Genomic DNA, 12,642 nt, shown 5'->3' with positions numbered 1-12,642 from the left:
CACAGGAGCCCCCCCATGTCCACCACCGCCCAGGGAGCTAGTCCTTTTTACACGGCCGAGCACGCGGCTTTTCGTGACCTCATGCGCCGCTTCGTTACAAAGGAAATCACGCCCTTCGTCGATGAATGGGACGACGTGGGCAGCTTTCCGCGCGAGCTCTATCGCAAGGCCGCCGAAGTCGGCCTGCTGGGCCTGGGCTTTCCCGAGGCCTATGGCGGCAACGACGGCGACCTGTTCATGACCATCATCGCCTCGCAAGAACTCGCGCGCTGCGGCGCGGGCGGCGTGCTGGCCAGCCTGCTGTCGCACACCATAGGCTGCCCGCCCATCGTCAACGTGGGCAGCGAGGCGCTCAAGCAGCGCGTGCTGCCGCCCGTGCTGCGCGGCGAAAAGATCAGCGCGCTGGGCATCACCGAGCCCTCGGGCGGCTCGGACGTGGCCAATCTCAAAACCACGGCGCGGCGCGAGGGCGAGCACTACGTCGTCAACGGCTCCAAGACCTTCATCACCTCGGGCATACGCGCGGACTTTTACACCGTGGCCGTGCGCACCGGCGGCCCCGGACCCGGCGGCGTCTCGCTGCTGCTGGTTGAAAAAGGCACGCCCGGCTTCACGCAAACGCCGCTGAAAAAAATGGGCTGGTGGTGCTCGGACACCGCCGCGCTGTACTTCGACAACTGCCGCGTGCCCGTGACAAACCTGGTCGGCCAGGAAAACCAGGGTTTCAAGGCCATCATGAAGAACTTCAACCGCGAGCGCATCTTCCTCGCTGCGGGCAGCAACGGTTTTGCGCGCGTGTGCCTCGACGAGGCGCTCGCCTGGGCCAAGCAGCGCGAGATGTTCGGCGGCAAGCTCATCGACATGCAGGTCACGCGCCACAAGCTCGCCGACATGGCCATGCGCATCGAGGCCACGCAGGCCATGCTCGAGCTGCTGGCCTGGCGCGTCGAACAGGGCGAGCATCCCGTGGGTGAAATTTGTCTGCTCAAGAACCAGGCCACGCAGACCATGGCTTTTTGCGCCAGCGAGGCCGTGCAGATCCACGGCGGCGCCGGCTTCATCCGCGGTGTCACCGTCGAGCGCATCTACCGCGAGGTCAAGGTCAACGCGATCGGCGGCGGCGCCGAAGAAGTCATGCGCGACCTGGCCTCGCGCCAGCTCGGTTTCCATGCATGAAATCGGTCTCCAGTGCACGAATTTCCTGCATAAGCAGCTGCATATAAGGTAGCAACAGGTTTACCCAAGATGCCCTCCACCCTTGCCACCGCAGCCGCTACCGGCGCCATGCCGCAAGACCTGCACCGTGCCCTGCGCGAGGCATTGCAGACGGCGCCTGGCATAGACGGCAGCGGCGGCTTTCCACGCGACTGGTGGGCCCACCTGGGCCGCGGCGGCATGCTGGGGCTGGGGTTTTCGGCCGATGGGCGCCCTCCTGTGGCCGACGCCGTGCAGGTCAGTGCGCTCGCGGGGCAAATCACGCACGCCACGGGCAGCCTGGGGCTGGGCATGGCCTGGATGATGCAACAGATGCTCGGGCGCTACGTGCTCGGCCCGCTCTTGCAGCAAGGCGCATCGGGCACATTGAGCGCATCGCACGCACTGCTCACACAGCTGCTGGCGTCCATGGCTGCGGGTGAATGCCTGCTCGCGCTCGCCATTTCCGAGCCCGGCGTGGGCGCACAGCCCAAGCACTTGCGCACACGCGCCGTGCTGGACCGTGATGGCGAGCACTGGATACTGGACGGCCACAAGGCCTTCGTCAGCAATGGCCCTGCCGCCGATGCCATCATCGTGCTCGCCGTGAGCGCCGAGCACGAGGGGCACAAGCGCTTCGACGCCTTCTTGCTCGACACCCAAACGCCCGGCCTCGCGCGCGAAGCGAACGCGGGCGTGCAAGGTCTGGCGCCGCTGGGGCATTGCGACCTGTTACTCGCATCTTGCCGTGCTTCTGCGAGCCGGCGTATAGGCGCGCCTGGGCAAGCCTTTGAAACCATCGCACGACCCGTGCGTGCCGTCGAGGACGCGCTGCTGCTCGGCCCGCTGCTCGGCGCCATGCAATGCGAACTCGAAGCGCTGGCGCGTGCGCTCGGCATGGCGGCCGCAACGTCGGGCGATACCAGCGTCTCCAATACAGCCGCCACCGACGCCGTGCGCGAACTCGGTGCGCTGCAGCTCGAATGGCAGGCGCTGCATGCCGTGCGCGACGCCGTCGCCCGCCAGCTCGAAACGCAGGGCTACGAGGAAGCGCTGGCCTACTCCACCGTAGGCGCGCGCCGCCTGCTCGAACGCTGGCAGACCGCGTATGAAAGGGCCTGCGAAGCGGCGTCGCAAGCCGTGTCTCTCGCACCGCTCTTTGCCGAAAACAGCGCACAAGCCGGCGCAGCGCCGCTTTCTCTCGCCCGTGATCTGCGTCTGGTGCTGGGCATCGCGCGCGGCGTCGCGCAATCTCGTCAACGCCAAACGGGGCAGCAGTTGCTCCACTCCATCTCCTCATGAAAACAGAGCATTCCGACCATTTCGCATCCATAGACCGCGTCGCCCAGAGCTTCGCTGCCGCCAACTACATCGCGAGCCCCGCGATCGCCACCTCGGTCTATCTGGGCTTTCAGCTCGAAAAGCCCATCCTGATCGAAGGCCCGGCCGGCGTGGGCAAGACCGAGCTCGCCAAGAGCATGGCCGAAGTCCTCGACGTGCCGCTGATCCGCATGCAGTGCTACGAAGGCCTGGACGAATCCAAGGCGCTGTACGAATGGAAATACGGCAAGCAGCTGCTCTACACCCAACTGCTCAAGGACAAGCTCGGCGAGATGATGCAGGGCGCCCAGGGCCTGGCCGAATCCATGGACAGGCTGCACGCGCACGACGACCTGTTTTTCAGCGAACATTTTCTGGAGCCGCGCCCGCTGTACCAAGCCCTGCACCAAGAAAAAGGCTGCGTGCTGCTGATCGACGAAATCGACAAGTCCGACCCCGAGTTCGAGGCCTTCCTGCTCGAAGTGCTGTCGGACTTCCAGGTCTCGGTACCCGAACTCGGCACCATCAAGGCCAAGGTCAAGCCCATCGTCTTCCTGACCAGCAACAACACGCGCGAGATGAGCGATGCGCTCAAACGCCGCTGCCTGCACCTGCACATCAGCTTCCCCGAGCCGGCGCTCGAGCGCCGCATCCTCGAGCGGCGCGTGCCGGGCCTGTCCGGCACGCTCAACCGCGAGCTGGTCGCCTTCATCCAGGCGGTGCGCCAGCTCGATCTCAAAAAGCTCCCCTCGGTCAGCGAAACCATAGACTGGGCCAAGACGCTGCTGCTGCTCAATGCCGAACACCTGAGCCTGGACCTGGTGCGCGACACGCTCAACGTGTTCCTGAAGTTCGAGCAGGACATTGCCACGGCGAATGAGCAGATGGGGAATCTGTTGCAACAAGCCCGCAAGGACGCGGAGCTGTCCCATGCAAGCCACGCTTGAAGACTTTTTCAAGGCGCTGCGCGGCAGCGACCTCGAAGTGCACCTGAACGCGCAGGTCGATGCGGCGCGCGCCGTCGAGCTCGTCGGCTGGAGCGACCGCACGCTGCTGAAAAACGCGCTCGGCACCACGCTGGCCAAGACCACGGCAGACCGCGTGCTGTTCGACGAGACCTTCGACCGCTTCTTTCGCTGCGATGCGTTCCAAAAACCGACGGGCAGCGCATCCGGCGCAGGCCAAGCCGTCCCGCAAGGCGCGGATCAAAGCAACCCTGACCAGCCCAAGGACGAACCACCCCAAACGGGCTCGGGAAGCCCCGGCGGCTGCCAGGGCAGCGGCGGGCAGGCGCTGTCGCAGCTGCTGCTCTCGGGCGACTCGGCGGCACTCGCCAAGCGCATGCAGGAGGCCGCGCGCGAAGTCGGCCTGACCGACATCTGGTTCTTCACGCAAAAAGGCTACTACACGCAAAAAATCCAGCAGGCCATGGGGCTGGAGCTGCTCGACCGCGAAATCGCCGACGCCAAGCGCCAGACCATGGTGCCCGAGCGCGCCAAAGAGCTCGAACTTGCGCGCAAGCGCCTGTTCAACGAGGTGCGCAACTTCGTCGAGCGCAAGCTCGCGCTCTACGGCACCGCGCCCACGCGCCAGCTGCACGACGATTTTCTGCAGACGCAAAAGCTCTCGAACATCGAAAAACGCGACTTCGAGCGCATGCACATCATCGTGCGCAAAATGGCCAAGCGCCTGGCCGAGCGCCACGCGCGGCGCAAAAAGCAGCGCGTGCGCGGCCAGCTCGACTTCCGCAAGACGCTGCGCAAAAACGCGGCCTACGGCGGCATCCTTTTCGAGACCTTCTGGCGCACCAAGGTGGTGGATAGACCGCGCGTGATCGCCATCTGCGACGTGAGCGGCTCGGTACGCCAGTACGCGCGCTTTTTGCTCTTGTTCCTATACAGCCTGGACGAGCAATTGAGCGGCGTGCACAGCTATGCGTTCACCAACCATCTGGTCGATGTCAGCGACACCTTCACGCAGTTGCCGGTCGAGCAGGCCGTGGACAAGGTCATCCAGGCCGTGGGCGGCTCGGGCACTGACTATGGCCAGACCTTGCTCGACATCGAAGAGCAACTGCTCGACCAGATCGACCGCCGCACCACCATCCTGTTCCTCGGCGACGCGCGCAACAACCGCGGCGAGGCGCACACCGAGGTCATGCGCCTGCTCTACGAGCGCGCGCGCCGCGTGATCTGGCTCAACCCCGAGCCCACCTCGTTCTGGGGCCTGGGCGATTCGGAGATGAAGCGCTACGCGCCCTATTGCCACATCGCGCGAGAGTGCAACTCGCTCGTGCAGCTCGAAGGCACGCTCGACGCGCTGCTGCGCACGCACGCGGCCAGCGCCTGAGACGCATCCCCACGCAACCCCGTTTTTCACAGAGGAGAATTTCTTGAGTACCCCCGCCTGCCCGCAAGATCGCATCACCGCCTGGAAGCAAAAGTGGAACGAGAGCCCGTTCCTCAAAGCCCAGGGCCTCGAAGTCAAAGAAACCGGCGTGGGCCGCGTCACCGTGCGCCTGCCGCAAGTGCAGCCGACCCAGCTCGGCGGCGGCGGCACCGACAACGAGCTCAACAGCGGTGTGCTCAATGGCGGCGTCATTTCCTACATGTTCGACGGCGCGCTCGGCTGGGCCATCATGTCGGCGCTCATGGACCTTCCCGAAGCGAAAGAAATCAACCCCACCGACCTGCGCCAGTTCACCATCAATCTCGACATCACCTTCCTCGACGCCGCTATGGGCTCGCACTTCGAGGCGCATGGCCGCATCGTGCGCGTGAGCAAGTCCACCGCCTTTGCCGAGGGCGACTTCGTCGATGCCAACGGCAAGGTCTGCGCGACGGCCAAAGGCATCTGGCGCGTCTTCTGGCCGCGCAACAAGATTGTCGCAGCCCGTTGATACCAGACGGCCGCCAGCCCCTGTCCCACCACTTCACCCAACCCACCGGAGACAAACATGACCAAGACCACCCTGCGCATAGGCAGTGCCTCGGGCTTCTGGGGCGACACAGAATTCGCCGCCGCCCAATTGGTGCAGCAAGGCAACATCGATGTCCTGGTGTTCGACTATCTGGCCGAGATCACCATGTCGCTGCTCAGCCGCGCCAAGGCCAAAGACCCGGCGCAGGGCTACGCACCGGATTTCGTGGCCACCCTCCAGCCCCTGATGAAGGAGCTGAAGTCGCGCGGCATCAAGGTCATTGCCAACGCGGGCGGCGTCAACCCGTCCGCCTGCCGCGCCGCGCTGGTTGCGGCGGCCCAGGCCGAGGGCGTCGACCTGGCGATCGCCGCCGTGCTGGGCGACGACCTGATGCCGCAGGTGGAGGCACTGCGGGCCGCCGGCACCCAGGAAATGTTCTCCGGTGCGCCGTTCCCGCAGAAGGTGATGAGCGCCAACGCCTATCTGGGCGCCTTCCCGATTGCGGCTGCGCTGCAAGCCGGCGCCGACATCGTCGTCACCGGACGCTGTGTCGACAGCGCGGTGACGCTGGCGCCGCTGATCCATGCCTTTGGCTGGACCGCCGACGAATACGACCGCCTGGCGCTTGGCAGCCTGGCCGGACACCTGATCGAGTGCGGCACGCAGGCCACCGGCGGCAACTACACCGACTGGGACACGGTGCCGGGCTGGGACGACATGGGCTTTCCGATCGCCGAGTGCCGCGCCGACGGCAGCTTCATCATCACCAAGCCCGAAGGCACCGGCGGGCTGGTCTGCCCCTCGACCGTGGGCGAGCAGATGCTCTACGAGATCGGCGACCCGCGCGCCTACATCCTGCCCGACGTGGTGTGCGACTTCACCGGCGTAACGCTCACGCAGATCGGCCCCGACCGCGTCGAAGTCAAGGGCGCGCGCGGCCGCGCACCGACCGACCAGGCCAAGGTCAGCGTCACCTACGCCGACGGCTTTCGCGCCATGAGCCTGTTCATGATCGGCGGCATCGATGCCGGCGCCAAGGCGCAGCGCGTCGGCGCGGCCATGCTGGCGCGCATGCGCCGCCACTATGCGCAGCGCGGCTGGCCCGACTTCACAGAAACCTGTGTCGAAGCCATCGGCGCCGAAGACACCTACGGCCCGCATGCACGGCCTGATGCGCGTGAAGTCATGCTCAAGGTCGGTGTGCGCCACCCACTCAAGGACGCGCTCGAACTGTTTTCGCGCGAAGTGGCGCCGCTGGCCCTGATGTCGGCCCCGGCCATCACCGGCTTCACGGGCGGCAGGCCCAAGGTGCAGCCGGTGGTGCGCTTGTTCTCCTGCCTCGTTCCCAAGAAACAGGTGGCCGCGAGCATCGACATGGGCGGCCAGGCCGTCGCGCCGCCGCCGTGGCACGGCCAGCCCTTCGATCCGGCGGCCCTGCCCCCGGTCGGCGGCCCCCTGCCCCCCGCAGACGCCTTTGCGCGTGGCACCCGCACCGTGCCGCTGGTGCGGCTGGCGTGGGGACGCAGTGGCGACAAGGGCGACGCCGCCAACATCGGCATCCTGGCGCGCAAGCCCGACTACCTGCCCTTCATCCGCGCCGCACTGACGGAACAGGCGGTGGCGGCCTGGTTTGCCCACCTCGTCAAGGGCAGCGTGCAACGCTTTGACCTGCCCGGCACGCACGCGCTGAACTTTCTGATGCACGAAGCCCTGGGCGGCGGCGGCATCGCTTCGGTCCGAATGGACTCGCAAGGCAAAGCGTTTGCGCAGATGCTGCTCGATTTTCCGGTACCCATCCCGGCCGACATGGCACTTTGACAGACCCCACGACCCAACAACACGGAGACCAACACCATGACCACTTCCTCTACCCCCACCGGCAACAACACCGCCGCCGCTCTGCGCGCGCGCATCCGCGACGTGCAGGAAGCCGCGCGCGGCGTCACCGCGCTGTACCCACGCAGCTACATCCTCCAGTGCATCAAGGAAGACCGCTTCCCTGACGAACTGTGGCAAAAGCTGGGCGAGTTCGGCCTGCTCGGCCTGTCGATCCCCGAAGAATACGGCGGCTCCGGCGGCGGCGTGCTGGAGATCACCGCGCTCAACGAGGCGCTCGCGCTGGCCGGCGTGCCCACGCTGTTTCTGGTCGTCACCGGACTGGCCCGGGTGCCGATCGCGCGCCATGGCACGCCCGAGCAGATCCGCAAGTTCGTCACGCCGACCTGCACCGGCGAGACGAAGATGTGTTTTGCCATCACCGAACCGAATGCCGGCACCAACAGCTTCGCGATGAGCACACTGGCCACGCCTGACGGCGACGGCTGGGTGCTGAACGGCCAGAAGGTGTTCATCTCCGGGGCACGCGATGCCGACCACATGCTCGTGGTGGCGCGCACCACACGCGCCGCCGAGGTCAAAAACCGCACCGAAGGCATGTCGCTGTTCGTGCTGGACATGAAGACGCCCGGCATCCAGCTGACGCAACTCAACATCCAAGTCGAGACCGCCGAGCGCCAGTACATGGTGTTCTTCGACAACGTCAAGCTGCCCGCCGACGCGCTGATCGGCGAGGCCGGCAAGGGCGCCAAGCTGATGTTCGAGGGCCTGAACTCCGAGCGCCTCCTGGCCGCTGGCGCCGCCATCGGCCTGGGTGACTATGCGCTGGCCAAGGCGGTGGCCTATGCGAAGGATCGCAAGCCCTTCGGCAAGCCGATCGGCTCGTATCAGGCGCTGCAGCACCGCATGGCGCAGGCCAAGGCCCAGATCGAGGCGGCGCGCCTGATGACCTACAACGCCGCCGAACGCTTCGACGCTGGCGAAGATGCCGGCGCGCACGCCAACATGGCCAAGCTGCTGGGCTCGCAGGCTGCCGTGGCCGCCGTCGAGGCTGCGCTGCAAACCCACGGCGGTTACGGTTTTGACCGCGACTACGACATCGTGACGCTTTGGCCGATGGTGCGTCTGCTGGAGATCGCGCCGATCAACAACGAAATGCTGCTCAACTACATCGGCGAACACGTGCTGGGTTTGCCAAAGTCGTATTGAACCTGGAAACCCCAGTTGACCGGATGAACGCCATCCCCGGCATCAGGCTCCCGAACCGGGACTCGCGGCACTGCGGCTGTCGGTCGCAATTTTCAGAAATTCACGTGTTTGTGCACCGCTGCTATTGGCAGGTGCAGCCACCTGCTCTCTGAACATGTGCTCCACTCGCTCCCGACCCGCTTCCGCAGCGGCCAAGCGACCGCGAGGCCGACCGCGCAAGACACCAGACCAGCGCGACGACGGCAACCGCCGACAAGACCTCATCCAGGCCGCGGCGAATTTGTTTCGGCGTCATGGCTTCAACGGTACAAGCACACGTCACATCGCCTCTGCCGCCGGCATGCATTCCGGGTCGCTCTTTTGTCACTTCAAGAGCAAGGAGGCGCTGTTGTACGAGGTGATGCAGAAAGGCATGCGCAGCGCTCTGGCGCGCCAGACGATTGTCCTGCGTGGGAAACACGACTCTGCGGCCACGCTGCGGCAGCTGATCCGTTTGCATTTCGAAACGCTACTGGAATCGAACAGCGACTTCATGTGGGCAGTACTCTACGAGTCGCGCGCACTCAACACTCGGCAGCTCCGTCTCATCGAAGAGCTTCAAGGCAACTACGAAGCAGCATGGACGCCCGTGCTCCATGAACTCGCATCAACCGGCTGTCTGCGGGCCGAGGTACCCTTGGCGCGCCATTTGATCTTCGGCTCACTGAACTGGTCATTACAGTGGTTCGACGCAAAGAATGGAGCTTCGCTGGATGACCTGACCGACGCGATGGTGGCGCTGGTGATGCACGACACGTCGCGATAGCATATGGCGACTGACGAACCTGACACAGTTTGACTCGACCTGCCTGCTGCCAGTTTGCAACTTACCCTGGGTTGTCGGATTCTCATGGCCACAGCTTTTTGTAGTTGCCCAGTATTTTTACTGCCCGTCTGCTCCCACCGAAACAAGATAGCCAACAGAGGAGTCAGGCTCGATTCCTAGACACCCCCCTCGGAGGGCATTTGCGGGCCGACCGCTTACTTGTTGTAGTCGGCAACCACCTTCCACTTGCCATCGACAATTTGCGACAGGCGCGACGCATCGCTGCCAAGCCGCTTGGTCGGTGAAAAGATCATCTGCGGGCCGCCAAAGATGTCAGGCGGGAAGGTCATCGCATCCATCGCCTTGATGAAGCTGTCGGTCGTCAGATTCTGGCCAGCTTTTTGAGCCGCCTTGCCAAAGATGTCAATGGTGTTGTAACCATAGACCGAGAACACCCCCGGGTCTTCGTTGAACTTGGTCTTGTATTTGTTGGCCCAGAAGCGGATCGGCTGCGAATCGTCGTCCAGATAAGGGTTTTGCACCGTCATGGTCGCGTACAGCCCGTCCATGGCTTTGCCGCCGAGTTTGTGGATCAGGTCGGCGTAGGTCGCCGTGGAACCGATAAACGTTGGGTTGTAGCCAAGCTTACGAGCCGTCGCAATGCCGCCAATGGTTTCACGAATGACGGTGCCCAGCACCACCAGATCACATTCGGATGCCTTGAGCTTGGCGACCTGCGACGAAAAATCCGTGGCGCCGCGCTTGAACGTGGTCTTCTCGACCATGGTCATGCCAATGGCTTTGAGGCCTTCGTCCGCGCCGCGCTGCACTTCCAGTCCGTACTCATCGTCCTGGTACATCGAGCAAACTTTTTTGGCATTCTTCTCCTTGACGAGCCTGGGCAGGGAGAGTCTCATCCCGTCGTAGTAAGAGGCCAATTGGGAGTACTTGAGTCTGTGAAACGGCTCATACATTTCACGGGCCGCAGTCAAGGGAAAGAAGTTGATCACGTTTTTGTCAAACTGCACCGGCATGGCGGCCAGGTTTTGCGCCGTTCCGATATGGCCCATCATCATGAAAATTTTGTCTTGGTTGACCAGCTTCTGCGCGGCCAGCACGGCTTTTTTGGGGTCATAAGCCGAGTCTTCCACAATGAGTTTGAGCTTGCGGCCATTGATGCCACCCTGCTCATTGATTTCATCCACCCGCAGCATCATGCCAAGACGGGCCTGCTTTCCAGCACTCGCCAGCGGACCCGAGAGATCCTGAATCGAGCCCAGGGTGATCTCGGTCTTGCTGACGCCCTGACTTTGGGCCTGGGCAAGTGTCGCCGACAAACCAGTGGCCAGTGCCAGGGCGGCAAGCGTCATTGTCGATTTAGGTTTCATCACTTATCTCCATAAAAATCAAAAAATTACCGGTACATCGCCTCAATTTGGCAAGCGTACTTCTTTTCCACCAACTTGCGTTTTAGCTTCATCGTCGGAGTCAGTTCTTCGTCTTCTGCCGTCAGTTGCGTGTCGAGCAGGAAAAACTTCTTGATCTGTTCTACTCTGGCAAATTTCTTGTTGACCCGTTCAATCTCGGACTGGATTAATCCCAGTACTTCGGTGGTGCGCGTCAAGCTGGCGTAATTGCTGAAGGGTATGTCCCCATCCTGGGCAAACTTTTCGACGTTTTCCTGATCGATCATGATGATGGCTGTCAGGTAGGGGCGCTTGTCGCCAATGATCACGGCATCGGTGATGTAGGGCGAAAACTTCAGCTCGTTTTCGAGCTCGCTCGGCGTGACGTTTTTGCCGCCGGCCGTGATGATGATGTCTTTCATCCGGTCGGTGATGCGGAAAAATCCGTCTTCGTCCATGAGGCCGACGTCGCCGGTGTGCAGCCAGCCCTCAGCGTCAATTGCCTCGGCGGTTTTTTCGGGCTGGTTCAGGTAACCCATGAACACATTGGTGCCACGCACGAGGATTTCCCCGGTGGTGGGGTCTAGTTTGACTTCGTTGTAACTGGCCGCCGGGCCGATGGAGCCGGGTTTGATGCGGCTGGCCGGCACGCCGGTCGAGGCGCCGCCGGTTTCCGTCATGCCCCAGACCTCCAGCATGGGCACGCCCAGCGCCATGTACCACTTGACCAGTTCGGGCGAGATCGGGGCGGCACCGGTCACGCAAAAGCGCGCGCGGTGTATGCCTATCAGCTTGCGCGCATTGTCCAGCGCGATCCAGCTGGCGATCATGAACTGCAGTTTGAGCCAACGGCTGATCGGCTGACCCGCCATGACCTTGTCGGCGATCCGGCTGCCCACGCCGATGCTCCAAGCGTAGGCGGCCTGCTGCAGCCGGCTGGATTCTTTCAGGGCGATCATCACACCGGAGTAGAACTTTTCCCAGACGCGGGGCACCGCCAGAAATACGGTCGGTGCGATCTCGCGCACGTTTTCTGGAATGGTCTCGGGGTTTTCGACAAAGTTGAGTTTGGCGCCCGTATAGAGCGCAAGGTATTCCCCTCCCATGCGCTCAGCAATATGGCACAGAGGCAGAAAACACATGCGCTCATCGTGCTCGTCCTGCGCCATCAGCGTGTTGAAGCCGCGCGCCGTGAACACCAAGCCCTTGTGGCTGTGCATGGCACCCTTGGGCTTGCCGGTGGTGCCCGAGGTGTAGACCAGGATGGCCAGGTCCTCGGGCCGGCAGGCCCGGCCGCGCGCCTCGACCGCGCCCGGATGCTGGGCGAGGTACCCGCGCCCGAGCTCGCGCAGATCGGCGAGACTGATGACATCGGGCTCGTCCAGATCGCGCAGGCCTTCCATGTCAAACACCACGATCTTGCGCAGGCCGGCAAGCGCGCTGCGCACTTCGAGGGCCTTGTCGAGCTGTTCATCATCCTCGACAAACAGTATGGCGGTTCGGGAGTCTTCGCAGAGGTAATGCACCTGCGACGCAGCGTCGGTGGGGTAAATGCCGTTGGCCACGCCGCCGCAGCTCAGCACGGCCAGATCGGCCAGCACCCATTCGATCACGGTGTTCGACAGGATGGACGCGCATTGCCCCGGCGCAAAACCCAGGCTCAGCAGGCCGCCGGCGATCTCGCGCACGGCCTCGCCGGTCTGGTTCCAGCTCCAGCTGCGCCAGATGCCGAGTTTTTTCTGCCGCAGCCAGATTTTGTCCCGGCGCTGTTCGACCGCGTTCCAGAACATCGCCGGAATGGTCTCACCCTCAAGCACCACGCGGGTTTCGGGCTGGACGTGGGAGAGATCCCAAAGATTAGACATAGAGCCCCCACGCTTGCCACTGCGTGTGCTGCGCTGCCCCTCGAGGGGGCGCAGCGCCTGCGGACTGGCAAAGCCTGATCCGCGGCT

The 12,642-nt window shown here is 63.7% G+C and carries 10 protein-coding genes; 8 read left to right on the top strand and 2 right to left on the bottom strand.

Annotated features, from left to right (window positions below; genetic code table 11):
• The first annotated feature begins 15 nt into the window (after window positions 1-15).
• From AC1Q5S_RS01360 to AC1Q5S_RS01325, 8 genes are all read left to right on the top strand, one after another.
• Window positions 16-1,176, top strand: a complete 1,161-nt coding sequence (locus AC1Q5S_RS01360; protein WP_060983938.1) for an acyl-CoA dehydrogenase family protein — start codon at window positions 16-18, stop codon at window positions 1,174-1,176.
• 69 nt (window positions 1,177-1,245) lie between these two features.
• Window positions 1,246-2,496, top strand: coding sequence for an acyl-CoA dehydrogenase family protein (locus AC1Q5S_RS01355; protein WP_060983937.1), 1,251 nt, complete (start codon window positions 1,246-1,248; stop codon window positions 2,494-2,496).
• A complete protein-coding gene (locus AC1Q5S_RS01350; protein ID WP_060983936.1) occupies window positions 2,493-3,461 on the top strand; it encodes an AAA family ATPase in 969 nt (322 codons plus the stop codon). The genes AC1Q5S_RS01355 and AC1Q5S_RS01350 overlap by 4 nt, the downstream gene beginning before the upstream one ends.
• Complete coding sequence (locus tag AC1Q5S_RS01345; protein WP_066788344.1) at window positions 3,445-4,863, top strand: vWA domain-containing protein; 1,419 nt, start codon at window positions 3,445-3,447, stop codon at window positions 4,861-4,863. Before AC1Q5S_RS01350 ends, AC1Q5S_RS01345 begins: the two co-directional genes overlap by 17 nt.
• Before the next feature lie 43 nt (window positions 4,864-4,906).
• Entirely contained in the window at window positions 4,907-5,413 is a 507-nt protein-coding gene (locus tag AC1Q5S_RS01340) for a PaaI family thioesterase (protein WP_060985341.1), read from the top strand.
• Between the two features lie 57 nt (window positions 5,414-5,470).
• The gene (locus AC1Q5S_RS01335; RefSeq protein ID WP_133156819.1) at window positions 5,471-7,252 is read left to right on the top strand and encodes an acyclic terpene utilization AtuA family protein; all 1,782 of its coding nucleotides are present in this window, start codon (window positions 5,471-5,473) and stop codon (window positions 7,250-7,252) included.
• Window positions 7,253-7,288: 36 nt separating this feature from the next.
• Complete coding sequence (locus AC1Q5S_RS01330) at window positions 7,289-8,479, top strand: acyl-CoA dehydrogenase family protein (protein WP_060983765.1); 1,191 nt, start codon at window positions 7,289-7,291, stop codon at window positions 8,477-8,479.
• 154 nt (window positions 8,480-8,633) lie between these two features.
• Entirely contained in the window at window positions 8,634-9,284 is a 651-nt protein-coding gene (locus AC1Q5S_RS01325; protein ID WP_060983764.1) for a TetR/AcrR family transcriptional regulator, read from the top strand.
• A 215-nt stretch (window positions 9,285-9,499) separates the two neighbouring features.
• On the opposite strand, the gene AC1Q5S_RS01320 is transcribed toward AC1Q5S_RS01325, so the two are convergent.
• On the bottom strand, window positions 9,500-10,672 hold the full coding sequence (locus tag AC1Q5S_RS01320; RefSeq protein WP_060983763.1) for an ABC transporter substrate-binding protein: 1,173 nt from the start codon (window positions 10,670-10,672) through the stop codon (window positions 9,500-9,502).
• A 26-nt stretch (window positions 10,673-10,698) separates the two neighbouring features.
• Window positions 10,699-12,555, bottom strand: a complete 1,857-nt coding sequence (locus AC1Q5S_RS01315; protein ID WP_060983762.1) for an AMP-dependent synthetase/ligase — start codon at window positions 12,553-12,555, stop codon at window positions 10,699-10,701.
• Between the last annotated feature and the right edge of the window lie 87 nt (window positions 12,556-12,642).

It is taken from the genome of Acidovorax sp. GW835-FHT14B10 (assembly GCF_058793725.1).
This window is presented reverse-complemented; position numbering and strand designations above follow the sequence as displayed.

Coding starts and splice junctions, on each gene's coding strand:
- AC1Q5S_RS01360 (WP_060983938.1), top strand. CDS start 16: ATGTCCACCACCGCCCAGGGAGCTAGTCCTTTTTACACGGCCGAGCAC.
- AC1Q5S_RS01355 (WP_060983937.1), top strand. CDS start 1,246: ATGCCCTCCACCCTTGCCACCGCAGCCGCTACCGGCGCCATGCCGCAA.
- AC1Q5S_RS01350 (WP_060983936.1), top strand. CDS start 2,493: ATGAAAACAGAGCATTCCGACCATTTCGCATCCATAGACCGCGTCGCC.
- AC1Q5S_RS01345 (WP_066788344.1), top strand. CDS start 3,445: ATGCAAGCCACGCTTGAAGACTTTTTCAAGGCGCTGCGCGGCAGCGAC.
- AC1Q5S_RS01335 (WP_133156819.1), top strand. CDS start 5,471: ATGACCAAGACCACCCTGCGCATAGGCAGTGCCTCGGGCTTCTGGGGC.
- AC1Q5S_RS01330 (WP_060983765.1), top strand. CDS start 7,289: ATGACCACTTCCTCTACCCCCACCGGCAACAACACCGCCGCCGCTCTG.
- AC1Q5S_RS01325 (WP_060983764.1), top strand. CDS start 8,634: ATGTGCTCCACTCGCTCCCGACCCGCTTCCGCAGCGGCCAAGCGACCG.
- AC1Q5S_RS01320 (WP_060983763.1), bottom strand. CDS start 10,672: ATGAAACCTAAATCGACAATGACGCTTGCCGCCCTGGCACTGGCCACT.
- AC1Q5S_RS01315 (WP_060983762.1), bottom strand. CDS start 12,555: ATGTCTAATCTTTGGGATCTCTCCCACGTCCAGCCCGAAACCCGCGTG.